Source organism: Bradyrhizobium liaoningense, from assembly GCF_018130955.1.
In the GTDB taxonomy this organism is placed as follows: domain Bacteria; phylum Pseudomonadota; class Alphaproteobacteria; order Rhizobiales; family Xanthobacteraceae; genus Bradyrhizobium; species Bradyrhizobium liaoningense_C.
Genome location: NZ_JAFCJM010000015.1, coordinates 58,650 through 85,569, shown reverse-complemented (window position 1 = coordinate 85,569; position 26,920 = coordinate 58,650). Strand labels below are relative to the sequence as shown.

27 protein-coding genes are annotated in these 26,920 nt (G+C 64.1%); 18 read left to right on the top strand and 9 right to left on the bottom strand.

Annotated features, from left to right (window positions below; translation table 11 throughout):
• Positions 1-56 precede the first annotated feature (56 nt).
• Positions 57-734 carry an LON peptidase substrate-binding domain-containing protein gene (locus tag JQ632_RS15300; protein WP_212403478.1) on the top strand — a complete coding sequence of 226 codons (678 nt, stop codon included), beginning with the start codon at positions 57-59 and terminating at the stop codon, positions 732-734.
• Positions 735-804: 70 nt separating this feature from the next.
• On the opposite strand, the gene JQ632_RS15295 is transcribed toward JQ632_RS15300, so the two are convergent.
• The 3 genes from JQ632_RS15295 to JQ632_RS15285 are packed head-to-tail and all read right to left on the bottom strand — an operon-like array spanning position 805 to position 2,441.
• The gene (locus tag JQ632_RS15295; protein ID WP_212403327.1) at positions 805-1,617 is read right to left on the bottom strand and encodes an SDR family oxidoreductase; all 813 of its coding nucleotides are present in this window, start codon (positions 1,615-1,617) and stop codon (positions 805-807) included.
• A 10-nt stretch (positions 1,618-1,627) separates the two neighbouring features.
• Positions 1,628-2,077, bottom strand: coding sequence for a PaaI family thioesterase (locus JQ632_RS15290; protein ID WP_212403325.1), 450 nt, complete (start codon positions 2,075-2,077; stop codon positions 1,628-1,630).
• A gap of 13 nt (positions 2,078-2,090) precedes the next feature.
• Complete coding sequence (locus tag JQ632_RS15285; protein WP_212403323.1) at positions 2,091-2,441, bottom strand: hypothetical protein; 351 nt, start codon at positions 2,439-2,441, stop codon at positions 2,091-2,093.
• Positions 2,442-2,556: 115 nt separating this feature from the next.
• Between JQ632_RS15285 and JQ632_RS15280 the strand changes: the two genes are divergently transcribed.
• Positions 2,557-3,102 carry a TetR/AcrR family transcriptional regulator gene (locus JQ632_RS15280; RefSeq protein ID WP_212403321.1) on the top strand — a complete coding sequence of 182 codons (546 nt, stop codon included), beginning with the start codon at positions 2,557-2,559 and terminating at the stop codon, positions 3,100-3,102.
• Positions 3,103-3,162: 60 nt separating this feature from the next.
• Positions 3,163-3,360, top strand: a complete 198-nt coding sequence (locus tag JQ632_RS15275; RefSeq protein ID WP_212403319.1) for a Trm112 family protein — start codon at positions 3,163-3,165, stop codon at positions 3,358-3,360.
• Between the two features lie 73 nt (positions 3,361-3,433).
• On the opposite strand, the gene JQ632_RS15270 is transcribed toward JQ632_RS15275, so the two are convergent.
• Complete coding sequence (locus JQ632_RS15270; protein WP_212403317.1) at positions 3,434-4,654, bottom strand: ubiquinone biosynthesis hydroxylase; 1,221 nt, start codon at positions 4,652-4,654, stop codon at positions 3,434-3,436.
• 204 nt (positions 4,655-4,858) lie between these two features.
• Between JQ632_RS15270 and tesB the strand changes: the two genes are divergently transcribed.
• Positions 4,859-5,719: an acyl-CoA thioesterase II gene (gene tesB / locus JQ632_RS15265; protein WP_212403315.1), complete on the top strand. Its 861-nt coding sequence runs from the start codon at positions 4,859-4,861 to the stop codon at positions 5,717-5,719.
• Positions 5,720-5,721: 2 nt separating this feature from the next.
• Here the strand turns inward: tesB and JQ632_RS15260 are convergent, their stop codons facing one another.
• Complete coding sequence (locus JQ632_RS15260; RefSeq protein ID WP_212403314.1) at positions 5,722-6,606, bottom strand: DUF4339 domain-containing protein; 885 nt, start codon at positions 6,604-6,606, stop codon at positions 5,722-5,724.
• A gap of 239 nt (positions 6,607-6,845) precedes the next feature.
• Here JQ632_RS15260 and JQ632_RS15255 point away from each other — a divergent pair, with 239 nt between their 5' ends.
• The 5 genes from JQ632_RS15255 (at position 6,846) to JQ632_RS15235 (ending at position 11,394) form a co-directional block, all read left to right on the top strand.
• Positions 6,846-7,184, top strand: coding sequence for a P-II family nitrogen regulator (locus JQ632_RS15255; RefSeq protein WP_212403312.1), 339 nt, complete (start codon positions 6,846-6,848; stop codon positions 7,182-7,184).
• 74 nt (positions 7,185-7,258) lie between these two features.
• Positions 7,259-8,563: an ammonium transporter gene (locus JQ632_RS15250; protein WP_212403311.1), complete on the top strand. Its 1,305-nt coding sequence runs from the start codon at positions 7,259-7,261 to the stop codon at positions 8,561-8,563.
• Positions 8,564-8,875: 312 nt separating this feature from the next.
• Positions 8,876-9,214, top strand: a complete 339-nt coding sequence (locus JQ632_RS15245) for a P-II family nitrogen regulator (protein ID WP_008142813.1) — start codon at positions 8,876-8,878, stop codon at positions 9,212-9,214.
• Positions 9,215-9,250: 36 nt separating this feature from the next.
• Positions 9,251-10,699, top strand: coding sequence for an ammonium transporter (locus JQ632_RS15240; RefSeq protein ID WP_212403309.1), 1,449 nt, complete (start codon positions 9,251-9,253; stop codon positions 10,697-10,699).
• A gap of 290 nt (positions 10,700-10,989) precedes the next feature.
• Positions 10,990-11,394 (top strand): GFA family protein, encoded by a 405-nt coding sequence (locus JQ632_RS15235; RefSeq protein ID WP_212403307.1) that lies wholly within the window; start codon positions 10,990-10,992, stop codon positions 11,392-11,394.
• A 173-nt stretch (positions 11,395-11,567) separates the two neighbouring features.
• Here JQ632_RS15235 and JQ632_RS15230 read toward each other — a convergent pair whose 3' ends face one another.
• The gene (locus tag JQ632_RS15230; RefSeq protein WP_312015611.1) at positions 11,568-12,350 is read right to left on the bottom strand and encodes a GGDEF domain-containing protein; all 783 of its coding nucleotides are present in this window, start codon (positions 12,348-12,350) and stop codon (positions 11,568-11,570) included.
• 295 nt (positions 12,351-12,645) lie between these two features.
• Here JQ632_RS15230 and JQ632_RS15225 point away from each other — a divergent pair, with 295 nt between their 5' ends.
• From JQ632_RS15225 to xth, 4 genes are all read left to right on the top strand, one after another.
• Positions 12,646-13,860, top strand: a complete 1,215-nt coding sequence (locus JQ632_RS15225) for an aminotransferase class I/II-fold pyridoxal phosphate-dependent enzyme (protein WP_212403305.1) — start codon at positions 12,646-12,648, stop codon at positions 13,858-13,860.
• An 8-nt stretch (positions 13,861-13,868) separates the two neighbouring features.
• Positions 13,869-16,337 (top strand): DNA translocase FtsK, encoded by a 2,469-nt coding sequence (locus JQ632_RS15220; protein ID WP_212403303.1) that lies wholly within the window; start codon positions 13,869-13,871, stop codon positions 16,335-16,337.
• 123 nt (positions 16,338-16,460) lie between these two features.
• Positions 16,461-17,279: an outer membrane lipoprotein carrier protein LolA gene (locus tag JQ632_RS15215; RefSeq protein ID WP_212403301.1), complete on the top strand. Its 819-nt coding sequence runs from the start codon at positions 16,461-16,463 to the stop codon at positions 17,277-17,279.
• A 167-nt stretch (positions 17,280-17,446) separates the two neighbouring features.
• Positions 17,447-18,262: an exodeoxyribonuclease III gene (gene xth, locus JQ632_RS15210; RefSeq protein ID WP_212403299.1), complete on the top strand. Its 816-nt coding sequence runs from the start codon at positions 17,447-17,449 to the stop codon at positions 18,260-18,262.
• Here xth and JQ632_RS15205 read toward each other — a convergent pair whose 3' ends face one another.
• Positions 18,263-18,706 (bottom strand): cyclic nucleotide-binding domain-containing protein, encoded by a 444-nt coding sequence (locus JQ632_RS15205; protein WP_212403298.1) that lies wholly within the window; start codon positions 18,704-18,706, stop codon positions 18,263-18,265.
• Positions 18,707-18,765: 59 nt separating this feature from the next.
• Positions 18,766-19,452 carry a response regulator transcription factor gene (locus tag JQ632_RS15200; protein WP_027525091.1) on the bottom strand — a complete coding sequence of 229 codons (687 nt, stop codon included), beginning with the start codon at positions 19,450-19,452 and terminating at the stop codon, positions 18,766-18,768.
• A gap of 201 nt (positions 19,453-19,653) precedes the next feature.
• On the opposite strand from JQ632_RS15200, the gene JQ632_RS15195 reads away from it, so the two are divergent.
• Together JQ632_RS15195 and JQ632_RS15190 are read left to right on the top strand one after the other, a co-directional pair.
• Positions 19,654-20,223 carry a L,D-transpeptidase gene (locus tag JQ632_RS15195; protein ID WP_249152010.1) on the top strand — a complete coding sequence of 190 codons (570 nt, stop codon included), beginning with the start codon at positions 19,654-19,656 and terminating at the stop codon, positions 20,221-20,223.
• A 6-nt stretch (positions 20,224-20,229) separates the two neighbouring features.
• On the top strand, positions 20,230-21,012 hold the full coding sequence (locus JQ632_RS15190; RefSeq protein WP_212403294.1) for a 2-keto-4-pentenoate hydratase: 783 nt from the start codon (positions 20,230-20,232) through the stop codon (positions 21,010-21,012).
• Between the two features lie 41 nt (positions 21,013-21,053).
• Here the strand turns inward: JQ632_RS15190 and JQ632_RS15185 are convergent, their stop codons facing one another.
• Complete coding sequence (locus JQ632_RS15185) at positions 21,054-21,743, bottom strand: YggS family pyridoxal phosphate-dependent enzyme (RefSeq protein ID WP_212403474.1); 690 nt, start codon at positions 21,741-21,743, stop codon at positions 21,054-21,056.
• A 106-nt stretch (positions 21,744-21,849) separates the two neighbouring features.
• On the opposite strand from JQ632_RS15185, the gene JQ632_RS15180 reads away from it, so the two are divergent.
• The 3 genes from JQ632_RS15180 to lptE all read left to right on the top strand — a co-directional run bounded on the left by JQ632_RS15180 (position 21,850) and on the right by lptE (position 26,849).
• Positions 21,850-23,559: a diguanylate cyclase domain-containing protein gene (locus JQ632_RS15180; protein ID WP_212403292.1), complete on the top strand. Its 1,710-nt coding sequence runs from the start codon at positions 21,850-21,852 to the stop codon at positions 23,557-23,559.
• A gap of 127 nt (positions 23,560-23,686) precedes the next feature.
• Positions 23,687-26,311 carry a leucine--tRNA ligase gene (gene leuS / locus JQ632_RS15175; protein WP_212403290.1) on the top strand — a complete coding sequence of 875 codons (2,625 nt, stop codon included), beginning with the start codon at positions 23,687-23,689 and terminating at the stop codon, positions 26,309-26,311.
• The gene (gene lptE / locus JQ632_RS15170; RefSeq protein WP_212403288.1) at positions 26,298-26,849 is read left to right on the top strand and encodes an LPS assembly lipoprotein LptE; all 552 of its coding nucleotides are present in this window, start codon (positions 26,298-26,300) and stop codon (positions 26,847-26,849) included. Before leuS ends, lptE begins: the two co-directional genes overlap by 14 nt.
• Positions 26,850-26,920 lie beyond the last annotated feature (71 nt).

The following is a 26,920-nucleotide window of genomic DNA, read 5'->3' as shown; positions in this document are numbered from 1 at the left end:
GGATCATGCTCTAGACAGGCGGTATGCTGAACAAGATCACCGGGACGGGGCTCCAGATGCCGATCAACATCGAATATCGCGGGCCCGCCGATCTTCCGGAGATCATTCCGGTGTTTCCGTTGCCGGGTGCGCTGCTGCTGCCGCGCGGCCAAATGCCGCTCAACATCTTTGAGCCGCGCTACCTCGCCATGGTCGACGATTCCTTCCGCGACGGCCATCGGCTGATCGGCATGATTCAGCCGGACATCGCGCATTCGCCGAAAAACACGGACAAGCCGTCGCTGTTCCAGGTCGGCTGCGTCGGGCGCATCACCCAGCTCGCCGAATCCGGCGACGGTCGCTACATCCTCGAACTGACCGGCGTCGCGCGCTTCAAGGTGATTCAGGAGCTCGAAGTGCTCACGGCCTACCGGCAGTGCAAGGTGGATTTCTTCGCCTTCACCGACGATTTTACCGCGCGCAAGGGCGAGGACGAGGTCAACCGCGACGCGCTTCTCGTCGCGCTCGCGGAGTTCCTGAAGGCCAACAACCTCAAGGTCGATTGGGAAGGCGTCGAGAGCGCACCCAATGAAGCCCTCGTCAATGCGCTCGCGATGATGTCGCCCTATGGCCCGGCGGAAAAGCAGGCCATGCTGGAAGCGCCCGACCTCAAGACGCGCGCGGAAATCCTGATCGCCGTCACGGAGATGGATCTCGCCAAGAAGCGCACCAGCGGCGATCCGCCGCTGCAATAGCGGTCGTCTCCTTGTTCTGACGCGTTTTCTGGACCCGAACCAGTGTCCACTTCGCTGGAAAACGTTCTGGCTAAGCCGCAGCGCGCGAGGCCGGATACTGACCGCGCAGCCAATCCGCCCATGACAATTGTCCGCGCACACCGCGGCTGACGACAAAACCCATGCCGCGCGCCCTTTGCTCTGACAGGGACATCGGCAGGATCTTCCGGTGCATGCCGCGAGCCTCGAGATACTGGCGCGCGAACTCGGTGCAGCCGAGATCATCCGGCCCGCCGATCTCGGCGCGGTCGCCGCGGCCGCCGTCGAAGGCGCATTGCACGACGTGGTCGGCGACATCTGACGTGTCGACCGGATTGAACAGCGTCGTCGGCACCGGCCACACCGGAAGCCAGCTCAGTCCTGCGAGCAGTTTGTCGAGCAGATAGTAGAACGGCATCGCGCGGACGACGGACCAGGGCAGCGCCGAGCTGCGGACCAGTTGCTCGCCCGCGAGCTTGACCCGCGCATATGGCAGCGTGGCCTCGTCGAGCCCGACGATCGACACATGGAGGAAGTGCTGCACCGAAGCCTCGCGGCACAGGGACAACAGCCGCCCGGTTCCTTCCACATCGACCGCGGAGGGCGAGGCGAAAAAGTCCGAGGGCCGGACACCGCCACGGCGCGCGATCGGCGAATAGGTGGCGGCGTTGATGATGGTGTCGACGCCGTGCAGCGCTTCGCGGAGACCTGCGCCGGTGGCGAGATCGCCGATCGCCCATTCGACCTCGGTATCGGCTCGCGGCGCGCGGGCAAAGACGCGCACGCGATGTCCTTCGCGCACGAGCCGTTTGACGATGTCTTGACCAAGATGGCCTGTGCCCCCCGTGACGAGTATCAGCGGCATGTTTTGGCCCTCAACGATTTTGCTCGTCCGCGCTTACGGGAACGAGCACGGTTTCGCCGGTTGCGACGAGCGACAATTCGCCCTGCCGGTTTGCGGCGAAGAGCTCGGCCCTGGCGAATATCTGCTTACGCCCGGCGCGCACCGTGGTTCCCCGGGCAACGAAGCGATCGCCAACCGCCGGCCGCAGGCAGTTCATCGAAAAGTGCGAGGCGGTCACCGAACCGACCATGGTGGCCGCGGCGAATCCGCAGGCGGTATCGAGCAGGGCCGCGATCATGCCGGCATGGAGATATCCGGAATATTGGGCAAAACTGTCGTTCCAGTTCATGCGGATTTCGGCGTCGCCGTCCGCAGCCATCGTCACCTCGAACCCGGCCCAGACGTTGAAATTGGCCCAGGCATTGATGGCTGCGAGATAGCGCCGGTCGAAGCCGGCCTCGGAAGGGGCGTGCACCTCCATCGCAGCGGCACCGCTAATAGGCGGCGACCGAAAGCGCCACGACGGCACTCATCCCGATCCAGCCGAGATGCACCGTGCGCGTCGCCAGCGCATTCGCAAGGGCGGCGAAGCCGAACACCACCGCCAGCGTTCCGACGATCCAATGCCGCGCCGCATCCGATCCCATCCAGGGCACCGCGATCAACAGCACGCCGCCGGCAATCCACGCCACGGTGCCGGCCTGCCAGACCAGACGGATGAGGGTGCGCAGCCGCGGAGGCTCGATCGTGGCGCGGGCAAATACTTTGGTCTCGCCGAGCACGGCGTGGGCAAGGCTGATGAGAATGGCGATGACACCCGCAGCCTGCAACAGAAGATCGCGCATTCGAACCTCCGAAAACCATACGGCGCTGACCATACAGCACTGTATGGTTATAGGCTCGTGCACTGGCGCCTGTCAATACACTAGTGTATGGTTGGATTTCACGAGGCGGGGAACCATGGCCGATCAGCTCTCGGCGAAGGACTGGGTCGATCTCGGCCTGAAGATACTGGCGAGAAGCGGCTTCACGGCGTTGAAGGCCGAGCCTTTGGCCAAGGCGATGGGCGTGTCGCGCGGCAGTTTCTACTGGCACTTTGCCGATATCGGCGCCTTTCACGCCGCGATCCTCGACCGCTGGCGCGAGGTCGCCACCGAGCAGATCATCGCCGGGGTCGAGACTGCCAAAAACCAGGACAGCGGCGAAGACCCGCTTGCTGTGTTGCTGCGGCTGACCTTCGGCCGCAAGCTGTTGCTGGAGAAGGCGGTGCGAAGCTGGGCCGCGAACGATCCGCGGGCACGTGCCGCGGTCGTGGCGATGGACCGGCGCCGGCTCGACTATATCGAGGAGCTCCTGAAGCAGGCCGGCCTTGCCGAGGAGATCGCCCGCGCCCGCGCGCAAATCCTGTTCTGGGCCTTCTTCGGCTTCGCGCTGTCGGACCAGCAACTTTCGCCGGAGCGGCAGCAAGACGTGCTCGACGAACTCTTGCGGATCGTCGCGCGCTAGCCATGTTACGCCGCGCGAACGGATGTGCTAGAGCAAGCCGCGAACCCGAGATTTGATGTGATGAACACGCCCACCGAACGCCCCGAAAACACCGTCGATCCCAAGCTTCTGGAGATCCTGGTGTGCCCGCTGACCAAGGGACCGCTGGAGTTCGATTCCGCGAGGCAAGAGCTGATCTCGCGTTCGGCCAAGCTCGCCTATCCGATCCGCGACGGCATCCCCATCATGCTGCCGGAAGAGGCGCGGAAGATCGATTGAGGGTCTAGCGGCGCCAATTGCTCGCTGTCGTCCCGGCGCAGGCCGTGACGACGAGGTGCGAGTGCCGCGAGCCTTACAGCGCCTCGCCCTTCAACAGTTTTGGCACGTCGCCGGTGAGACCTGCGGCCTCGCGGATGAAGAGGTTCTTCAGCGGCGGGGCGCGATCGACGAGGCCGAGGCCGATGTCGCGCACGGTGCGCAGAAGGGTCGACTTGTTGGAGAACAGGAAGTTCAGCGTGTTGGTTGCAAGCCCCATCGACATGGTGTCGAAACGGCGCCAGCGCTGATAGCGCTCGAGCACGTCGGCCTGACCGATGTCGATGCCGAGCCGCGCGGCATCGACCACGACCTCGGCCAGCGCAGCGACGTCCTTCAGCCCCATGTTGAGGCCCTGACCCGCGATCGGATGAATGACATGCGCGGCGTCGCCGACCAGCGCGAGACGCTCCGCGATGAAGGAGCGCGCGACGAAATAGGACAGCGGAAACGCGCGCGGCTTGTCCAGCGCCTTCACCTCGCCGAGATGCAGGCCAAAACGCTGCTCGAGCTCGCTGTGAAATTCCTCCTCGCTCAGTGCGATGATGCGCTCGGCTTCCGCGCATCGTTCGGTCCACACCAGCGACGAGCGCTTTCCCGTGAGCGGCAGGATCGCGAACGGACCGGCGGGAAGAAAATGCTCTTCGGCGCGGCCCTCATGATCGCGCTCATGGCCGACGGTGACGACGATGCCGGACTGATCGTAGTCCCAGCCATGGGTAGCGATGCCGGCGCGCTCGCGCAGCTTTGATTTCGCGCCATCGGCTGCAATCAGGAGGCTCGCAGCAATGGTGCTGCCGTCGCCGAGCGTCACGTCGATGCCGTCGGGGCGCGCGTCATAAGACGTCACGGCCGTCGCCCTGAGATCGACGCCGGCGGCTTCCGTGCGCGCAACAAGCGCGTCGATCAGCCGCCGGTTCTCGACCATATGCGCAAAAGGCTCGCCCGGCGCGACATCGCCGGCGAAGGTCAGGAAGGTGGGGCGCGTCGCGTCTTCCAGCTTGGAATCCGTGACGACCATGTCGAGGATCGGCTGCGCCTCGCCCTTGACGTCGTCCCAGGCGCCGATCGCCTCGAACAGGCGGCGGCAGGCGGCGACGATGGCGGTGGCACGCGGATCGCGGCTCGGCCGCATGGCGAGCGCCGGATCGGCGACAACAACGGGAATTTCAGGCCCCAAGCCCTGGCGCAGCGCCAGCGCCAGCGCCAGCCCGGCAAACGCGCCGCCGCCAATGACAATGCTACCCTGTACTGACATACCCGAAATCCCGGTCAATTCTTGGTCTTGCTAGCAGGTTATAGCTGGGCGAAACAGTGAGGTGAAACAAGGGCCGATCGGCCCGCAACCGTCATTCCGGGGCGCCTCGAAGAGGCGAACCCGGAATCTCGCGCAACAACTTCTGGATTCCGGGTTCGCGCTGACGCGCGCCCCGGAATGACGACAACGCGAAAGCGCCAGCGAATGTCCAAAAGCCTGATCGACCTCATCGCCATCCTCGACATCGAGCAGCTCGAGGTAAATCTTTTCCGCGGCAACAGCCCGAAGACGAGCTGGCAGCGGGTTTTTGGCGGCCAGGTGATCGGACAGGCAATGGTCGCGGCCTGCCGCACCGTCGAGGGACGGCTGCCGCATTCGTTGCATTGCTATTTCATCCTGCCGGGCGATCCGCAGGTTCCGATCATCTACCAGGTCGAGCGGCTGCGCGACGGCAAGAGCTATTCGACGCGCCGCGTCACCGCGATCCAGCACGGCAACGCGATCTTCTCGATCATGGTGTCGTTCCATGCCGAGGAGGAGACCGCGTTCGATCATCAGGACAAGATGCCCGATGTGCCGCCACCGGATAAGCTTACGGCCGAAGAGGTGGCCAAGCAGCCGATGTTCCGCGAAATGCCGGAATTCATCCGCCGCTATTACGAATCCGATCGTCCGATCGAGCTGCGCCCGGTCGAACTCGGCCGCTATTTTGGCCAGAAGATCGAGGACGGCCGCATCAATGTCTGGATCAAGACCGCAGCGACCCTGCCGGACGATCCGGCGCTGCACATGTGCGCGCTCGCCTATGCGTCGGATTTTTCGCTGCTCGATGCGGTGATGGCGCGCTACGGACGCACGCTGTTCGACAAGCGCATGATGCCAGCGAGCCTCGACCATGCGATGTGGTTTCACCGGTCGTTCCGCGCCGACGAATGGCTGCTCTACGCGCAGGATTCGCCGAGCGCGCAAGGCGGCCGCGGGTTGACCCGCGGCCTGATCTTCAAGCCCGACGGCACGCTGGTGGCGTCGGTGGCGCAGGAAGGTTCCGTGCGCCAGCGCAAGTAAAACTAGGCCTGAGCCATCGCACCGCGTTCGACGACCGCGAATTGCGACACGTACCAGTTCGTGTACCAGCGCAGCACCCACGGGATCGGGATGATGAAGCTGCAGGCAATCACGAACACCAGCGTGCGCCACAGGATCTGCAGGCCCGAGCCGTTGAACGTGACTTCACGCCGCGTGCCGTCGATGTTGCTGCACATCCAGCGCATCCAGAACGCGATCACCCAGGCCCAGCCGATGATGGTGATGGCGGAGATCAGCATCAGGACATACCAGCCGATATAGCCGATCGCGCTGCCCTTGAACGAGATCGGCAGACGCTCGCCGTTCGACGTGAGGTTGGCGGCGATCCACCGGATGACCATCCAGTTCAAGAAGGCCTGGAGGACGGTCGCGACCAGTTGCACGAGCGAGCTGCCGCTGGCGCCGGCGTAGCTCAACAGCGCCGTTCCCATCAGCACGTACCAGATGTCCATGGGCTGGCCCGCGAAGCCCAAGTTCGGCCGGCCCGGCACCTGGATGTGCGACGACATCCATTGGTAGAACCAGCAGGCGACCCACGGCGCGGGAATGACGAGCAGCATGCCGATGACGAACACGATGCTGCGGCCAAGCAGGCCGAACACGCTGACGTCAGTTGAAAGCGGGCCGCTTCCGCCACCGCCGCCACTGCCGCGGGTGGTAACGCCGCCCATCTGCGGAACCACCGGCGGCCCACCGGCGCTTGCCATCAGGCCGGGGATTTCGGCCGCCTTTTGCCAGCCGGCCATGCCCTCGGACCAGACCAGCGTATCGGCCCGCACCACGCCCTGTGCGATCAATTCGCGGAATTGCGCTTCCTGATAGGGCCCCTGCTGCTTGCCCTCGGATGCGTAGAACCAACTCGCCATAGACGCCCCCCTTCCTGACTTACTTTTGTACCGATTGGGACAGGGAGGTTCACCCGCTCTGACCACAATCGAAAATTTTGGAAAACAACCCCATGCACTGTACAGAGGCGCGGGTGTGTCGCCCCCGAGTTTTCCCCCTTCATTCTGCAACTTTTTTATGCCATTTGCCTAGAAAGATGCCAAATTGACGCAGCGCCACCGATCCGCTGCGTGGCGAAGCCCGGGGAATAGGCCAGACCATGAAACTCGTCGTCGCGATCATCAAACCCTTCAAGCTCGATGAGGTCCGCCAGGCGCTGACGTCGATCGGCGTCCACGGCATGACCGTGACCGAGGTGAAGGGGTACGGCCGCCAGAAGGGCCATACCGAGATCTATCGCGGCGCCGAATATGTCGTGAACTTCCTGCCCAAGCTGCGGATCGAGATCGCGGTCGCCTCCGACGTCGCCGAGAAAGCCGTCAGCGTGATCACCTCGACCGCGCGCACGGGGCAGATCGGCGACGGGAAAATCTTCGTCACGCCGATCGACCACGCGCTGCGCATCCGCACCGGCGAAACCGACAGCGACGCGCTCTGACTTTTTGCTTCGACTTTTTCTTGGGCCGCACCGAGCAACCTGTGCGGCCCCAATAACAAGCTGGGGGAAACGACATGCCGGGATTATTGCGCCGCGCAGCCATTATGGCTGCGCCGATCGCATTATTTGCGACCTCATTCGAGACGCAGGCGCACGCTGCAGCCACCGACATCAACACCGCCGACACCGCCTGGATGATCGTCGCCACCGCCCTGGTGCTGATGATGACGATTCCGGGACTCGCGCTGTTCTATTCGGGCATGGTGCGCAAGAAGAACGTGCTCGCGACGATGGCGCAGAGCCTCGCCGCGGTGACGATGATTTCCATTCTCTGGGTCGCGTTCGGCTATTCGCTCGCCTTCGTCGGCGACGGTCCGTGGCTTGGTACGCTCGATCGCTGGTTTCTCGCAGGCATGACGATGGACAGCGTCCATCCCGGCGCCAAGACGATTCCGGAAGCGCTGTTCATGCTCTACCAGATGACGTTTGCGATCATCACGGTGGCGCTGGTGGCGGGCTCGGTCGCCGACCGCATGCGCTTCTCCGCGTATCTCCTGTTCTCGATCGGCTGGTTCATCTTCGTCTACATCCCCTTGGCGCATTGGGTGTGGGGCGGTGGCTTCCTCGGCAGCATGGGCGTGCTCGATTTCGCCGGCGGTCTCGTCGTGCATCTCTCCGCCGGCACTGGCGGTCTCGTCGCCGCAAAAGTGATGGGACGCCGTCACGGCTATGGCAGCGAGAATCTCTCGCCGTTCGATCTGTCTCTCGCCGTGATGGGCACCGGCCTGCTGTGGGTCGGCTGGTTCGGCTTCAACGGTGGTTCGGCGTACGCTGCGAATTCGCGCGCGGTGATGGCAATCATCGCCACCCATCTCGCGGCCTGTGCCGGCGCCCTGACCTGGGGCGCGATCGAATGGTCGACGCGGCGCAAACCCTCGGTGCTCGGCATGATCTCCGGCGCGGTCGCGGGTCTCGGCACGATCACCCCGGCCTCGGGCTTCGTCGCGCCCTGGCACGGCATCGTCATCGGCATCGTCGCAGGCGTGGTCTGCTACTGGGCCTGCACCTGGCTGAAGCAGCGCTTCAACTATGACGATTCGCTCGACGTGTTCGGCGTCCACGGTATCGGCGGACTGACCGGGACCCTGTTCGCCGGCATCTTCGCGACATCAGCCATCGGCGGGACGGCCGGGCTGTTCGAAAACCATCCGCAGCAGGTCCTGATCCAGCTTTACGGGATCGCGGTGACCTTCGTCTGGTCGGGCGGGGCGACCTTCGTCCTGCTCAAGCTGGTCGGCCTGTTCGTGCCGTTGCGCGTCTCGAAGGAGCACGAGCTCGAGGGGCTCGACATCTCCCAGCACGGCGAGGCGCTGCAGTAGGCAGCGATCAGTAATTAGACACCGCTTCTTTGCCCGACGCGTGAGCAACAATGTGTCGGGACATTGTCATGCCTGCGTTTTGGGCAGGCATGGCTAGGTTTTGAGCGCGACGTAATAGCGCACGCCATTGCGGTACCCGCTAAGCCCAAAAAGTCCCGTTTTCATAATCCGTTAGGCAAGCCCTTCGATCTGGCACGGCATTTGATTCTATGGGCCCGGCTGTGCCCGCGTAGTGAAACTTTCTCCCTCGTGGCGAACCAGTCGAGAAACGCCCGGCCACGTCCGGACCGGGCCCAAGCGGGGATAGGACCCATGAAAATTGTTATGGCGATTATCAAGCCATTCAAGCTGGAAGAAGTCCGTGACGCCCTGACCGCCATTGGCGTTCACGGACTCACGGTGACGGAAGTCAAGGGATATGGCCGGCAGAAGGGCCATACGGAAATTTATCGCGGTGCCGAATACGCCGTGAGCTTCCTGCCCAAGATCAAGATCGAAGTCGCGGTCGCCTCCGACCAGGTCGACAAGACCATCGACGCGATCACGTCCGCAGCCAAGACCGGCCAGATCGGCGACGGCAAGATCTTCGTCATCAACCTCGACCATGCGGTTCGCATCCGCACCGGCGAGGCCGATGCCGCGGCGCTTTGATTTCGCGCTCAACCCAATTCAATCAGGAGAAATGCAATGACGTTTAAGCGTCCCTACGGCGCGGGACTGGCAGCCCTCGCAGTCGGCATGTTCGCTGCGACCGCAGCCTACGCCGAGCCAACGGTCAACAAGGGAGACAACGCCTGGATGCTGACATCGACAGTGCTCGTGCTGTTGATGACCATCCCCGGCCTCGCGCTGTTCTACGGCGGCCTCGTCCGCTCCAAGAACATGCTCTCGGTTCTCGCCCAGGTGTTCTACACGGTCTGCGTCGTCACCGTGCTCTGGGCTCTCTACGGCTACAGCCTCGCCTTCACCGGCGGTTCCGACTTCATCGGCGGCTTCTCCAAGGCCTTCATGATGGGAATCACGACGGACTCGAAGGTCGCGACCTTCTCGGTCGACGCCAACATCTCGGAGCTGGTCTATGTCTGCTTCCAGATGACCTTCGCGGCGATCACGCCCGCGCTGATCGTCGGCGCTTTTGCCGAGCGCATGAAGTTCTCGGCGGTTGCGCTGTTCATCCCGCTCTGGGTCACGCTGATCTACTTCCCGATCGCGCACATGGTCTGGTACTGGCCGGGTCCGGACGCGATCCAGGACGCTGCCAAGGCGCTGGCTGCTGCGGGTGACGCGGCGGCGAAGACCGCGGCCCAGGCCAAGCTCGACGAGATCAACGCCGACGCCGGCTGGATCTTCAAGAAGGGCGCGATCGACTTCGCAGGCGGCACCGTGGTGCACATCAACGCCGGTATCGCCGGCCTGGTCGGCGCCCTGCTGATCGGCAAGCGCATCGGCTACGGCAAGGAGCTGATGGCCCCGCACTCGCTGACCATGACCATGATCGGCGCCTCGCTGCTCTGGGTCGGTTGGTTCGGCTTCAACGCCGGCTCCAACCTCGAAGCCAATGGCGGCGCAGCGCTCGCCATGACCAACTCCTTCGTCGCCACCGCGGCCGCCGCGCTGTCGTGGATGTTCGCGGAGTGGATCGTGAAGGGTCATCCCTCGGTGCTCGGCGCGCTCTCGGGCGCGGTCGCGGGCCTCGTGGCGGTGACGCCTGCGGCCGGCTACGCCGGTCCGATGGGTGCGATCGTTCTCGGCCTCGTCGTCGGCATCGTCTGCCTGTTCTTCTGCACCGTGGTGAAGAACGCGCTCGGCTACGATGACTCGCTCGACGTGTTCGGCGTGCACTGCGTCGGCGGCATCGTCGGTGCTCTCGGCACCGGCATCCTCGTCAACCCGGCGCTGGGTGGAGCTGGCATCATCGACTACACCGCGATCCCGCCGAAGGTCGCCGATTACGACCTCGTGGCGCAGATGACCTCCCAGATCTGGGGCGTCGGCACCACGCTGGTGTGGTCGGGCGTCGGTTCGGCGATCCTCTACAAGGTCGTCGACGTGATCGTTGGCCTGCGTGCCAACGCTGAGACCGAGCGTGAAGGTCTCGACATCACCGAGCACACCGAGCGCGCCTACAACATGTAACTCTCTCCTCCCGGATGCGATCTCTTCAGGGAGATCGCATCCAGACCTACGGTTTGGGCACATACCCGGCAATGCCCCGACCGTTGAGGGGCTCCAGCGCAAGTTGGAGCCCCTTTCTTTTTGATCCTTTTTTGACGCGCCCTGTAAAACAAAGGGCAAAGAAACGGCTTGCCAAGCGCGGCCGCCGGCGCAGAAATGGAGCATGATCCGGAAAAGTGTGCAGCGGTTTTCCGAAGGGATCATGCTCAGAAGAAAAAGCTGCGCCAAGAAGACAACAACGGGAGGTCGTCATGCGTTTGGAAGGTGGATGCTACTGCGGCGAGGTGCGCTATATCGCCGAGGGCGATCCGATGATGCAGGCGCAATGCCATTGCCGCGAATGCCAGTACATCACGGGCGGCGCGCCCAACACGTTCATCGCGATGCCGGCAGGCGGCTTCACCTACATCACCGGGCAACCCAAGCAATTTACGCGCAAGGACCTTGAGCGCGCCGTGACGCGCGAGTTCTGCGCCCAATGCGGCACGCATCTGGTGACAAAAGTTCCGGGCCTGCCCGCGGTGGTGGTGAAGGTCGGCACGCTGGATGAGCCGTCGCAGTTCCAGCCGCAGATGGCGATCTACACCTGCGACAAGCAGGCGTTTCACCAGATCCCCGCGGAGATAGCGACTTTCGAGAAGCTACCGGGGCGGTAACGCGGGCGGAGCACGCAGCTCGTCATGGCCGGGCTTGTCCCGGCCATCCACGACCTTCACAGCCGTACCAAGAACGTGGATGCCCGGGACATAGGCGAGCGGAAGCGACGCCGTCCTTCGGACGGCTATGCCCGGGCATGACGCTGGGGAAATAGCTAAGGCCCTAAGAAAAATCACGCCGCGAGCGAGTGGTCGTCCGCCTGGACCACGCGATCGCGGCCGCGGTGCTTGGCGGCGTAGAGCGCGCGGTCGGCGATCCGCATCAGTTCGGACAGCTCCGCATCGGCGCAGGACACCGTGAAGCCCAGGCTGATGGTGACGCGCTCGAGATTCTCACCGATCGGAATTTCGCGCGCGGCGCAGGTCGTGCGCACCTGCTCGGCATATTGCTCGGCCTGGTCACGCGTAACTCCGACCAGGAGACCAGCGAATTCCTCCCCGCCATAACGGGCGACAAGGACGCCCTCACGCCTTGCGAGCTGCCGCAGCACGTCGGCCACTTCGACCAAAACCTTGTCGCCGGACTCGTGACCGAACCGGTCGTTGATCGATTTGAAATGGTCGATGTCGCACAGGAACACGGTGACGGGCACGCTGCGCTTGCGCGCCGAGGTCAGCGCGAGCACGGCCGCATCGTCAAAGCCGCGCCGATTGAACAGGCCGGTCAACTGGTCGGTCTGGGAAATGCGCGACAGCTCGCTGCGGGTGAGGGTGAGCTCCTGCATCAACAGCGCCGAGCGATAGCTGAGCGCGCCGGACACCATGGCGGAGATCAGGGTCGCAATGCAGAGGCCGAAGCCGATGATGTAGCCGACCGTCACGGTCGCACTGAAATCGGTGCCGAGATGCAGCAGCAACGTCGTCGCCGTCATCAGGATGGTCATGCCCGCGGCAATCGCCGCGCGCTTGCCGGCGTGGCGCAAAACATCGCCATGCGTGGAAATATGAATGGTCACGAACCCGCCCCGTTACTGGCGCGCAGCCATAGCACCGGCGGGATGCGCGAATCGCTGAGGCGAAAATGAACTTGGCCGGGGCAGTTAACGATACGCGAGGGGCTTGCCTAAAATGCCCTGGACTGAACCGGGCGCCCCGCGCATCCCGTTGTTATCGGCCGAATTATTCGGTGCTGGACGGACGGGCCGGCCGATGGTTAATCGCGTCTTAACCTCGCCCTATCTATGGTGAACTGAACCATTTCCCGCCGGCGCTCCCGCGCGACCGGCTGTTCCAAGAGTGCTGGCGCCCAGAATGGCTATGACCGCTTCATCCCGTGCGCCGCTGGCTGGTGGAAGCTCCGACAACGCACGCTCGCCCTTCGTTCGGCTGAACGAGCTGCTGGCGCCGCATCAGCCCGGTAAGCCATTGATTTCGCTCGCAGTCGGCGAACCTCAGCATCCGGTACCGGATTTCGTCGGCCCGGAGCTCGCCAAGCACATCGCCGATTTCGGCCGTTACCCGATGAACCAGGGCACCGAGCCGTTCCGCAACGCAGCGAGCGCCTGGTTATCGTCGCGCTTCAAGCTGCCGCGGCCACTCGACCCCAAGAGCGAGATTCTCGTCCTCAATGGCAGTCGCGAGGGACTGTTCCTCGCCGCGATCGCGGCAGCCCGCTATGTCGGCCCGCGTCCCGGCAAGCCCGCCATCCTGATGCCGAACCCGTTCTACCCGGTGTATGGCGCCGGTGCCGGCGCTGCGGCCTGCGAGCCGATCTATCTGCCGACAACAGTCGAAAACGGCTTCCTGCCCGATCTCGACGCCATCGACGAAGCGACGCTGGCGCGCACGGTCGCGTTCTACCTGGCCTCTCCCGCCAATCCGCAGGGCTCGGTCGCCAAGCCTGACTATTTCAAGCGGTTGAAGCAACTCGCCGATCGCTACAATTTCATGACCCTCAGCGACGAGTGCTATTCCGAGATCTACACGCGCGAAGCGCCGGGCAGTGCGCTTGAATGCGCCGGTCCCGACTTCACCCGCGTGGCTGCGTTCCAATCGCTGTCGAAGCGTTCCAACCTGCCGGGCCTGCGCGTCGGCTTCGCCGCCGGCGACAAGAGGTTCATCGGCATGTTCCTCGAGCTGCGCAATATCGCAGCGCCCCAGGTGCCGGTACCGCTCCAGCATGTCGCAACCGTTGCCTACGGCGACGAGGCGCATGTCGAGGAGAACCGCAGGCTCTACCGGATCAAATTCGATCTCGCCGACCAGATCATCGGCAATCGTTACGGCTATCGCCGGCCCGACGCCGGCTTCTGCGTCTGGCTCAACACGTCCGAGATCGGCGACGACGTGTCCGTGACCCTCAAGCTCTTTAGGGAGGCCGGCGTACGCGTGGTGCCCGGCTCCTATCTGGCGCGGGTTCAGCCCGACGGTTTCAATCCCGGTGCCGGCTATATTCGCCTGGCGCTGGTGCAGGATAGTGAGACCACGGCGCAGGCGCTGCACCGGCTGGTCGAAACTCTGGGTTAGGCGGGCCCATGAGCATGTCGGCAATCGAACGCGTCATCCCCCTGGTCGGCCACCTGCCGCCCTCCATCCGCGAGGCGCTGACGCGGCGCGTGCGCGAGCTCGCCGGTCTCGGCCTGATCGGACTGACGGGCATTGCGTCTGCCGCGTTGATGACCTGGTCGGTGCAGGATCCCAGTCTCAGCCACGCGACCTCGCGCCCGATCCGCAACATCCTCGGCTATCCCGGCGCGATCGGCGCCGATTTGTCGATGCAGATCCTTGGCCTCGGCGCGATCATGTTGATCCTCACCGTCGCGGTGTGGGGCTGGCGCATGCTGACCCACCGTCCGTTCGATCGCGAGGCGCTGCGGCTCGGCTCCTGGATTCTCTGCACGGTAATCGCCGCCGGCTTTGCCAGTTGCTGGCCGCATGGCGGCGCATGGCCGCTGCCGACCGGGCTCGGTGGCGTCGTCGGCGATGCGCTGGTGCGCGCGCCGGCCGTGATCTTCGGGCCCGCCGGCACGATCTATCGCCTGATCCTCGGCGCGTTGCTCTTCGTTGCGATGGCTGCGACCTTCCTGATCGCCTGCGGCTTCGGCGCACGCGAGCATGACGAGGAGCTGACGCCGATCGAGGACGACGATACGCCGTTCGAGGAAGAGGGCGAGGATCGCGGTTCAGTGTCGCTCGGCTGGCTGTTCCACGCCCTGATGAGCACCAAGGCGCGGCTGGTCTGGCTGTGTGGTGCCGCCTATCGCTCGCTGGTGTCGAGCGGAGCAAAACCTCGCGCAGTTTCCTTCGACCGCCAGGAGCCCTCTCTGGGCGGCCGAAAAGCTCCTCCGATTTCGCCGCACGGTGAAGGCGAGGACTACGAGGAGGAAGAGGAGGAAGTCGACGAGGAGGAGGAAGAGGAGGCACCCGCCGCACGCGCGCCGCGCAAGAAGGCTGCACCGAAGGCGGCTTCCAAGAAAAACTCCGACAAGTTCGAGCTTCCGTCCGTCTCCGTGCTGGCCGCGCCCAAGGCCGGCGATCGCCAGCCGCTCAGCAAGGCCGAGCTGGAAGCCAACTCGCGCTCGCTCGAAGGCGTGCTCGGGGATTTCGGCGTACGTGGCGAGGTCGTGAAGGCCAATCCGGGCCCGGTCGTCACGCTGTACGAGCTGGAGCCTGCGCCCGGCATCAAATCCTCGCGCGTGATCGGCCTTGCCGACGACATCGCCCGCTCGATGAGCGCGCTGTCGGCACGCGTCGCTGTCGTGCCCGGCCGCAACGCCATTGGCATCGAATTGCCGAACGCACATCGCGAAAAAGTCTATCTGCGCGAGCTGCTGGTCGCCAAGGAAGCCACCGACACGGTGGCGAAACTGCCGCTGTGCCTCGGCAAGACCATTGGCGGCGACCCCGTCATCATCGACCTTGCGCGCACGCCGCACATGCTGATCGCGGGCACCACCGGCTCCGGCAAATCGGTCGCCATCAACACCATGATCCTCAGCCTGGTCTACCGGCTGCGTCCCGATCAGTGCCGCCTGATCATGGTCGACCCGAAGATGCTCGAACTCTCCGTCTATGACGGCATTCCGCATCTCCTCACGCCCGTCGTGACCGATCCGAAGAAGGCGGTGGTCGCGCTGAAATGGGCCGTGCGCGAGATGGAAGAGCGCTACAAGAACATGGCCAAGCTCGGTGTGCGCAACATCGACGGCTACAATACGCGCCTGGTCGAATTGAAGGCCAAGGGCGAAGAACCGACGCGCACGGTGCACACCGGCTTCGACAAGGAGACCGGCAAGGCGATCTACGAGGAAGAGAAGCTCTCACTCGATCCGCTGCCCTACATCGTCATCATCGTCGACGAAATGGCCGACCTCATGATGGTCGCGGGCAAGGACATCGAGGGCGCGGTGCAACGCCTCGCGCAGATGGCGCGCGCCGCCGGCCTGCACGTGATCCTCGCGACGCAGCGTCCGTCGGTCGACGTCATCACCGGCACGATCAAGGCGAACTTCCCGACCCGCATCGCCTTCCAGGTCACCTCGAAGATCGACAGCCGCACGATCCTGGGCGAGATGGGCGCCGAGCAACTGCTCGGCCAGGGCGACATGCTCTACATGGCCGGCGGCGGCCGCATCAGCCGCGTGCACGGCCCGTTTGCGTCGGACGAGGAAGTCGAGAAGGTGGTGCGCCATCTGAAGACGCAGGGGCAGCCGGAATATCTCGAAGCGGTCACCGCGGAAGAGCCTGCGGAGGGCGAAGACGGCGCGGTGTTCGATGCGACCGGCATGGGCGCGGACGGCGGCGGCGACCTGTTCGCGCAGGCGGTTGCGATCGTCAAACGCGATCGCAAGGCCTCCACCAGCTACATCCAGCGCCGGCTCCAGATCGGCTACAACCGTGCCGCCTCGCTGATGGAGCGCATGGAACTGGAAGGCATCGTCGGCCCCGCCAACCACGCCGGCAAACGCGAGATTCTGGTCGAGGAAGAAGACAGCCATATGTGAGGCAGGGGGGCCCTTAAATCTTAAGTCTTGGGCCTGCCTCGGAATGAGATTTTCACGCAAAAACGATATCCGCTTTTGACCGAAATCACGCTAAAAGGGCGCCTAGCCACACAGGACGACGCGTTGATCAGAACTCCGAAAATTCCGTTTGCCGCTTCCTTTGCTGCGCGAGGCGCGCGCGTTGGAGGCGCGCTTCTCATCACCGCGTCCCTGCTCACGGCGACGTCATATGCGCAGTCCGTACCCGTTCCGAAGCCGGCGCCGAAGGGCCGCGACGGCGGGTCTGCCGATACGCTGAGGGGTCCGGCAACTACCGGTGCTACGCAAGCGCCGCCCAATCCGATCATCCCCGATCCGCGCCGCAACGTGCCCAGCAGCATCTTCCAGACCTTCGATGCGACCCAGAAGGCGCAGGCCGCCAAGGCGAGCGCCTATCTGTCGTCGATGCAGACGCTGGTCGGAAATTTCGTGCAGGTCGGTCCCGACGGCAACAAGACCCAGGGCGATTTCTACATCCAGAAGCCCGGCAAGATGCGCGTCGAATACGATCCGCCGAACCCGATCGATATCATCGCCGACGGCTCGTCACTGGTGGTACGCGACCGCAAGCTTGCGACCCAGGACGTCTATCCGCTGTCGCAGACCCCACTGCGCTTCCTGCTGTCCGACCGCATCGACCTGATGAAGGACACCAACGTCATCGGCGTCACCGCGGACGACATGTTCGTCAGCGTCACCATCGAGGAGAAGCAGGCGCTGGTCGGCACCAGCCGGCTGTTGCTGATGTTCGGCGCCAAGGACGGCCAGCTGAAGCAATGGACCGTGACCGATCCGCAGGGCTACGACACGACTTTTGCGGTCTACAATCTGGATTCAACCAAGAAGCTCGATCCCGGCATGTTCAAGATCGACTTCACCAATTACAGCGTGCCGCCGGGCTAGAGCCTTTTCCGTTCCGATGGAATCGGAACGGGACTCTAGACTCTTGTTTGACGCGTTTTCTTCACGCAAACCGGTATCCACTTCGCTCGAAAACGCTTTGGGAAACGGTGGGCACGGCACTTTGCGCCTTTGCCCACCCGACAACGGCTTGCTAAGACGCAACTCCCATGCGTCTTTCCCTGACAACCTGGAACATCAACTCGGTGCGGCTGCGCATCGATCTCGTCGCCAAGTTCCTGAAGAGCGCACGGCCGGACGTGCTGTGCCTGCAGGAGACCAAGTGCATCGACGATGCCTTTCCGCTCAAGCGCTTCAAGCGGCTCGGCTATGAGCATGTCGCGCTGAACGGGCAGAAGGGCTATCACGGCGTCGCCATCGTCTCGAAGCTGCCGTTCGAGAACAAGGACATCCGAACCTTCTGCGACAAGGTGGATTCCCGCCACATCTCGGTGTCGTTTGGCGAGAAGGCCAACATCGCAAAGCCGGTGGTGCTGCATAATTTCTACGTGCCCGCCGGCGGCGACATTCCCGATCCCGCGCTGAACGAAAAGTTCGACCACAAGCTCCGCTTCCTCGACGAGATGAAGGCGTGCGAGCCGCTGCATCCGCGGGGCGAGGATCGCCACATCCTGGTCGGCGATCTCAACGTCGCGCCGCATGAGAACGACGTCTGGTCGCACAAGCAGCTTTTGAAGGTGGTCTCGCACACGCCCGTCGAAACCGAAAAACTTTTGGCCGCGCTGTCGGCCGGCGAATGGATCGACGTCGCACGCGAGCGCATCCCGATGTCGGAGAAAGTCTATACCTGGTGGAGCTACCGCGCCGCCGACTGGACCGTCGGCGATCGCGGCCGCAGGCTCGACCACATCTGGGTGTCACGCGCGCTGAAGGACGCGGTCAGCGATTTCAGGATCTTGCGCGATGCCCGCGGCTGGGAGCGGCCGTCGGACCATGTGCCTGTGACGGTGACGCTGGACGTCTGATCAGATGCTCAGCTTCGCGCCGGCCATCAAGATGTCGCTGGCGATCTGGCTGGCGCGGACCGCGAACTCGTCACGCAGGCGGCGCGCCGCGGCAGGGTCGCTCTCCAGCACGCGCTGAAACAGGCTGCGCGCGATCCGGATCACCGCGGAATGCTCGATCGCGATCGCCGTCGACGGCCGCTTCATCGGCACCACCAGCGCGAGCTCGCCGATCAGCGTGGCGGGGCCCGCGATCATCTCGGCGCCGGCGCCGTCCTCGACGCGGAAGGCGCCGCGCTGAACCACGAAACCGGCGTCGGCCTCATCGCCCATGTTGAAGAGAGTGTCGCCGCGCGCAAAGCCGCGCTGCTCGGAGCCGATCGCGAGCATGCGCAACGAGGCGTCTCCCAACAAGCGCAGTGTCGGGACACGCTCGAGCAGCGCTACATCGTCTTCGATCGACATTCAGGACCGAGGCTCAAAAGGCCCGCGAAAACGGACGAATCGCAGGTCCTTCAAGCGTATCACGGCACCAGCTTGTAGCCACCGGCTTCGGTTACCAGGATCTCGGGGTTGGCCGCGTCCTTCTCGATCTTCTGGCGAAGGCGGTAGATATGGGTTTCCAGCGTGTGGGTGGTGACGCCGGAATTGTAGCCCCAGACCTCCTGGAGCAGGGTCTCGCGCGAGACCGGCATCTGGCCGGCCCGGTAGAGGAACCGCAGGATGGCGGTTTCCTTCTCCGTCAGCCGCACCTTGCGGGCATTGGCCGCCGTCAGCATTTTTGAGCCGGGCCGGAAGCTGTAGGGGCCGACCGAGAACACCGCGTCCTCGCTGGCCTCGTGCTGGCGGAGCTGGGCGCGGATACGGGCCAGCAGCACGGCGAAGCGGAAGGGCTTGGCCACATAGTCGTTGGCCCCGGATTCCAGGCCCAAAATGGTGTCGGAGTCGGTGTCGTGCCCGGTCAGCATGATGATCGGGGCCTTGAAGCCACCCTTGCGCAGGGAGCGCACGACCTCGCGGCCGTCGGTGTCGGGCAGGCCGACATCCATCAGGACGAGATCGGGGGAATTGGCCTTGGCTGCGCTCGCGCCCTTGGCGCCGGTGTCGACGGCGGAGGCTTCGAACTCTTCGTGCAGCGACAATTGCTCCACCAACGTATCGCGCAGATCGGAATCGTCATCCACGATCAGGATCTTGCGGGCATTGGCCATGGGGTCATCCTTTTGGGGTCGGGCGCGCCGCACATGCATGCCGCGCCCAGTCGCGATGGTAAGTTGAGGGTCGGCTGATTTTATTGTTGTTCGTGTTGAAGTAGTGGGCTGTTACCGATTCACAAGCCAGAACCACTCTAACTCAGATTAGCAGGGCATTTTGATGAATGTCCTGTAATGAACCCGACATCCCATATTCATATGAAAAAACATTCTGCGCCAGTGGGTTACACAAAAAAATCGACCGCCGGACCGCGCTCGGCGATCACTGTGAAGGCGGCCGCCGGTAACCCGCGGCGGGGCTGGCTGACCGCCGGACCGCTGGTCATTCCGGTCGCGCTGGGGCGCGGCGGCATCCGCGCCAACAAGCGCGAGGGTGACGGGGGCACCCCGAAGGGCAGTTTTCGCCCGCGACAGCTATGGTGGCGCGGCGACCGTCACAGCCGGCCCAAAACCTTCCTGCCGGTGCGCACGATCACCCCTGCGGACGCCTGGTGCGAGGACCCCACCGACCGGCGCTACAACCAGCCGATCCGGCTGGAACGGGAGCAGGGCGGCGACCGGCTGACGCGCGCCGACCATCTCTATGACTTCATCGTCGAGATCGACCACAACACGCGGCCGCGCATTCCCGGTCGCGGCAGCGCCGTGTTCCTGCATCTCGCGCGCGACAATTTTGGCCCGACGGCCGGCTGCGTCTCGATGACGAAACGAGCGATGCTGCAACTTTTGCGACGGATGGGACCGCGAACAAAAATCATCATCGGGTGAGGGACCATGCGCGACAAGGACATCGCTGCGGCGTCGAAAATCCTGTTCGATCACTGGCGCGCTGGCACCAAGCTCGGCGAGCTCGAGGCCACGCTGCGTCCGCGCAGCCGCGCGGAAGGATATGCAGTGCAGGCCGCGCTTGAATCGCATGCGTCGGGAAAACTGTTCGGCTGGAAGATCGCAGCCACCAGCGAGGCCGGGCAAAAGCACATCAACGTCGCGGGCCCGATGGCCGGGCGCATTCTAGGCGATACCGTGATCGCCGACGGCGGCATGGCTTCGATGAACGGCAACGCGATGGCGGTCGGCGAGCCGGAATTCGCCTTCCGCATGGCGCACGACCTGTCGCCGCGGCCCGCGCCGTACAGCGTCGACGAGGTGCTCGCCGCCGTCGGCACACTACATCCCGCGATCGAGATTCCGGATTCGCGTTTCGCCGATTTCGCCCGCGCCGGCGAGGCCCAGTTGATCGCCGACAATGCCTGTGCGCATCTGTTCGTGCTTGGCGCAGCGACGCCCGCGAACTGGCGCGCGATGGATCTCGTCGAAGAGCGTCCGAACATCACCCTGCGCGGCCAGACTTACGTCGGTCACGGCAAGAACGTGCTCGGCGATCCCCGCGCAGCACTCGCGTGGCTCGCCAACGAGCTGCGCAGCCTTGGCATTACGTTGCGGGCCGGGGAGGTGGTAACGACAGGCACATGCCATCCGCCATTGCCGATTCAGGCGGGTGATCATTTTGCGGCGGATTTTGGCGTGCTGGGACACGTGTCGGTGAGATTCGCGTAGGCTCTCCGCCGTCGTCCTGGCGAAAGCCAGGACGACCACAACTAGCGATGCCCGAAGATCGCGGACCCCACGCGCACATGCGTGGCGCCGAGCGCGATCGCTGTCGCAAAATCCGCGCTCATGCCCATCGACAAATTCTGCAGCCCGTTGCGCGCGGCGATCTTCGCGGTCAGCGCGAAATGCGCGGCCGGAGGCTCGTCAACCGGCGGGATGCACATCAGCCCGGAAATCTGAAGCCCATAGGTGTCTCGGCAGCTCGCCAGGAACGCATCCGCATCACCGGGCGCAATGCCGGCCTTCTGCGGCTCTTCGCCGGTGTTGATCTGCACGAAGAGCTGCGGGTGCTTCTTCTGGGATTCGATTTCTTTGGCTAACGCCTGGCAAATGCTGGGGCGGTCGACCGAATGGATGGCGTCGAACAGCGCCACGGCCTCCTTGGCCTTGTTGGACTGCAGCGGCCCGATCAGGTGCAGCGCGATGCCGGGGTAAACGGATGTTAACGCTGGCCACTTGCTCCTGGCTTCCTGCACGCGATTTTCGCCGAATACGCGCTGCCCGGCTTCAATAACGGGCGTGATCGCGTCGGCGGCAAACGTCTTGGACACGGCGATCAGCGTCACCGAGGCCCGATCGCGCCGCGCATCCTTGCAGGCGCGCGCAATCTCGGCCTCCACAGCGGCGAGCGCGTTTGGTGAATCCGCGGTTAGCGGCGAGGCGTTTGCGTGTGTCATGACGTCGATTGACCGTGATCTTACGGAAGTAGGTCCAATTTTACCGAGTTCAAGAAAGGCTTTTTGAACCCTTCGAGCTACCTTGCGCGCGGGGTGGGTAGCGAAGATGGCAAACGTCAGTCTCAAACGTAAACGCGCGAAACTCAAGCAGGTTCTCGGGATCCGGGCACGCCTGGCATTGCTGGCGGTGATTCTGGTCGCGCCGCTGATGTTCGAGCGCGTCCGTTCGCTCGAAGAGGCGCGCGTCAAGCAGATCGCGCAGGCCACCGCCGAATTCACGATCGTTGCACGCCACAGCGCCGATGCGCAGCGCGAGGTGATCTCGTCGGTCGAAACCATCTTGAAAGCCGAAGCCTTCATCCGCGCCTCTGCCGGCGGCATCAGCCGCAGTTGCGACGTGCTGCGCGCCAGCTTGCCGACGAGCCTGCCCTGGATCCGCACGCTGCTGATCGCCGGCCAGGACGGACGCATCCAGTGCTCGACCAACAACATGTATGTCGGCCTCGACCTGGGCGACCGGCCTTATTTCCAACAGGCACAGGAGACCGGCCGCTTCGTGCTGTCCGATTTCCTGCTGTCGCGCCCCGCGCAGACCCCGACTGTCATGGCCGCCTATCCGGTCTCCGCGATGGGCAGCGAATCCGGCGCCGTCGTGCTCGCGACCGTGAATCTCGACTGGATGTCGAAGGTCATGGGCAATCTGGGCGGCCGCCCCGGCATTTCTGCGATTCTGGTCGACAGTGCCGGCACCGTGCTTGCCGCACCCGCCGATCAGCGCAGCGAGATCGGACGGCCGCTCGACAACATGCCGCTGATGTCGGCGATAGCAGACATGGCGCTGCGGTCCGACCAGGACGAAGGCTCGCTCTCCTTCATGGCGGTCGACGGCTCCAGGCGCGCCGTCAGCTTCATCCGCATCGCCGGCACCAATGCGCGTCTCATCACCAGCATCGATGAGGACAAGGTGTCCGCGGCTGTCAACCGCGACATCCGCACCGCCTATCTCCAGCTCGGCTTCGTCGTCGTGTTCGTTCTGCTGGGTGCACTGATCGCAGCCGAAAAGCTCGTCATCAGGCCGATCGAAATGCTCGCCGACATGGCCAAGCGTTTTGGCGAGGGCGACCTCTCGGCGCGCGCGGCGCGCAGTCGCCTGCCGGCCGAGTTCGTACCGCTGGCCCGCGCCTTCAACGCCATGGCCGCACAGCTCGGCCAGCGCGAGCGCGAGCTGGTCGCCAGCAACGATCGCCTCACCGTGATGGCGTCGATCGACATGCTGTCGGGTCTTGCCAACCGGCGCGGCTTCCAGAGCCGCCTCGACTTCGAATGGATGCGGGCACAGCAGTACGGCAGCGACCTTTCGCTGCTGATGATCGACGTCGACCATTTCAAGCTCTACAACGACAGCTACGGACATCTCGAGGGTGATGCCTGCCTGACCCGGCTCGGCGAGACGCTGTCCGGCATTGCCGCCGACACCATGGGCTTTGCGGCCCGCTATGGCGGCGAGGAGTTCTGCCTGTTGCTGCCGAATGCGGACCTGACGCGCGCCGTCGAGATCGGCGAGAAGGTGCGCGCGGCGGTGCTGCAGCTCTCCCTGCCCCACATCACCTCGAGCCACATGCTGGTGACCGTCTCGATCGGCGTCGCCGCCACCCGGCCGAACGAATCCTCACGCCCCGGCGACCTGATCGAGGCCGCCGACGCCGCCCTTTACGCCGCCAAGCACCGCGGCCGGAACACCGTCGCCGAGCACGGCATCGTGCCGTTGACCGAGGGCGATGCCGAAATGGCCATGCTGGCTGAAATGGCGGGCTGATACCGCCCCCCTGCCCCGCCTCTCCTGCGGTCTTTTTCGGGGTCCCGGGCGTTGACCCCATAGCTGCTTTTATGGCCTAGTCCGCCGTCTTTAGGACCGCCGAAGCACACAAAACCCCAACGATTCCATGACCTCCGAACGCTATAACGCCCGCGATTCCGAACCGCGCTGGCAACGCCAGTGGGACCAGAAGGCGATCTTCGCCTCCAAGAACGACGATCCGCGGCCGAAATACTACGTGCTCGAGATGTTCCCCTACCCGTCCGGGCGCATCCATATCGGCCATGTCCGGAACTACACGCTCGGCGACGTGCTGGCCCGCTTCATGCGCGCCAAGGGGTTCAACGTGCTGCACCCGATGGGCTGGGATGCGTTCGGCCTGCCGGCAGAGAACGCTGCGATCGAGCGCAAGGTGGCGCCGAAGGCGTGGACCTACGACAACATTGCCGCGATGAAGAAGCAGCTGCAGTCGATCGGACTGTCGCTCGACTGGTCACGCGAATTCGCGACCTGCGACCCCAGCTACTACAAGCATCAGCAGAAGATGTTTCTGGACATGCTGCGCGCCGGCCTCGCCGAGCGCGAGAAGCGCAAGCTCAACTGGGATCCGGTCGACATGACCGTGCTCGCCAACGAGCAGGTGATCGACGGCCGCGGCTGGCGTTCAGGCGCCGTTGTTGAACAACGGGAAATGAGCCAGTGGGTCTTCAAGATCACGAAATACTCGCAGGAGCTGCTGGACGCGCTCGACGGTCTGGATCGCTGGCCCGACAAGGTGCGGCTGATGCAGCGCAACTGGATCGGCCGTTCGGAAGGCCTGTTGATCCGCTTCGCCCTGGACGCGGCAACGACCCCGGCTGGCGAGAGCGAGCTGAAGATTTTCACGACGCGTCCGGACACGCTGTTCGGCGCGAAGTTCATGGCGATCTCGGCCGATCATCCGCTGGCGCAGGCGGCTGCCGCGAAGAACCCGAAGCTTGCGGAGTTCATCGCCGAGATCAAGAAGATCGGCACCGCGCAGGAGATCATCGACACCGCCGAAAAGCAGGGCTTTGATACCGGCATCAAGGCGATCCATCCGTTCGACCCGAGCTGGAAGCTGCCGGTCTATGTCGCCAACTTCGTGCTGATGGAATACGGCACCGGTGCGATCTTCGGCTGCCCCGCGCACGACCAGCGCGACCTCGACTTTGTCAACAAATACAATCTCGGCAATACGCCCGTCGTCTGCCCCGAGGGTCAGGATCCCAAATCGTTCGTCATCACCGACACCGCCTATGACGGTGACGGCCGCATGATCAATTCGCGCTTCCTCGACGGCATGACCATCGAGCAGGCGAAGGAAGAAACCGCAAAACGCCTGGAAAGCGAGCTGCGCGGCAACGCGCCGGTCGGCGAGCGGCAGGTCAATTTCCGCCTGCGCGACTGGGGCATTTCGCGCCAGCGCTATTGGGGCTGCCCGATCCCGATCATTCACTGCCCGAAATGCGATGTCGTTCCGGTGCCGGCCGATCAGCTGCCGGTGACGCTGCCGGAGGATGCGAGCTTCGACAAGCCGGGCAACGCGCTCGACCATCATCCCACCTGGAAGCACGTTAATTGCCCCAAATGCGGCGGCAAGGCGCAACGCGAAACCGACACCATGGACACCTTCGTGGATTCGTCCTGGTATTTTGCGCGCTTCACCGATCCCTGGAACGAGAAGGCGCCGACGACACCCGCAGTCGCCAATCGGATGCTGCCGATCGACCAGTATATCGGCGGCGTCGAGCACGCGATTCTGCATCTGCTCTACAGCCGCTTCTTCACCCGCGCGATGAAGGCGACCGGCCATGTCGACATGAGCGAGCCGTTCGCCGGCATGTTCACCCAGGGCATGGTGGTGCACGAGACCTATCAGAAGGCCGACGGCAGCTGGGTGCAGCCGGCCGAGGTCAAGATCGAAGTCGGCGGGAATGGCCGGCGCGCTGTGCTGATGGCGACCGGCGAGGACGTCACGATCGGCCCGATCGAGAAGATGTCGAAGTCGAAGAAGAACACGGTCGACCCCGATGACATCATCGAGACCTACGGTGCCGACGTTGCCCGCTGGTTCATGCTGTCGGACTCACCGCCCGATCGGGACGTGATCTGGAGCGACGAGCGCGTCCAGGGCGCCTCGCGCTTCGTGCAACGGTTGTGGCGCCTGGTGAACGAATCGGCCGAGCTGGCAAAGGGCGCGCCGGCAGCGCGGCCGGCCGCGTTCGGCGCGGATGCATTGGCCCTGCGCAAGGCGGCCCATGGAGCGCTGGACAAGGTCTCGTCCGGGATCGAGCGGCTGCACTTCAACGTCTGCCTGGCCCATATCCGCGAATTCACCAATGCACTGGCCGAGGTGCTCGGCAAGGGTGGCACGCCGGCGCCGGACGTCGCCTGGGCCGTCAAGGAAGCCGCAATCATCCTTGTCCAACTGTTTGCGCCCATGATGCCCCATCTGGCCGAGGAGTGCTGGGTGGTGCTGGGCCAGCAGGGGCTCATTTCGGAGGCTGCATGGCCCCAAATCGAACGCGATTTGCTGGTTGAAGACACCGTGACCCTGGTGGTCCAGGTCAACGGCAAGAAGCGGGGTGAGGTCACGGTTGCAACAGCGGCCCAGAATCCGGAAATCGAGGCTGCCGTTTTGGCCCTCGATGCGGTAAAACTGGCCCTGGACGGCAAGCCCGTCCGCAAGGTGATCATCGTCCCCAAGAGGATCGTGAATGTTGTCGGCTAGGATCCGCATCGCAGCCCGTCTTGTGGCGGTCGCCGCCCTGGCGGCCCTGACGGCTGGCTGCTTCCAGCCGATGTATGCCGAACGGACCGACGGCACCCCCGGCCTGCGCGAAAAGCTGATGGGGGTCGACATTCCCCCGGTCGACAAGCCGAACGCCTCGCGCGAGGCCCGCGTCGGGGTCGAGGTCCGCAACGCCCTAGCGTTCAAGCTCTATGGCACGGCGACCGGCATGCCGCCGACCCACCGCCTGGTGCTGCGCTTCTCGACCAACCGCCAATCGCTGATCGTCGATCCCAATACCGGCCTGCCGAGCAGCGAGAACTACGGCATCGACGCCCAGTACAATCTGATCGAGATCGCGACCAACAAGTCGGTGATGACGGGCACGACCTTCTCCCGCGTGTCCTACGACATGCCGGGCTCCTACCAGCGCTTCGCCCGCACGCGCGCCTATCGCGACGCCGAGGATCGCGCCGCGAACGAGATCGCCGAGAACATCACGACCCGGCTGGCCTCGTTCTTCACCGCCGGCACTTAAGAACACCCCCGTCATTCCGGGGCGCAACGCGCGAACCCGGAATCCAGAGATTGTGGATCGAGATTCCGGGT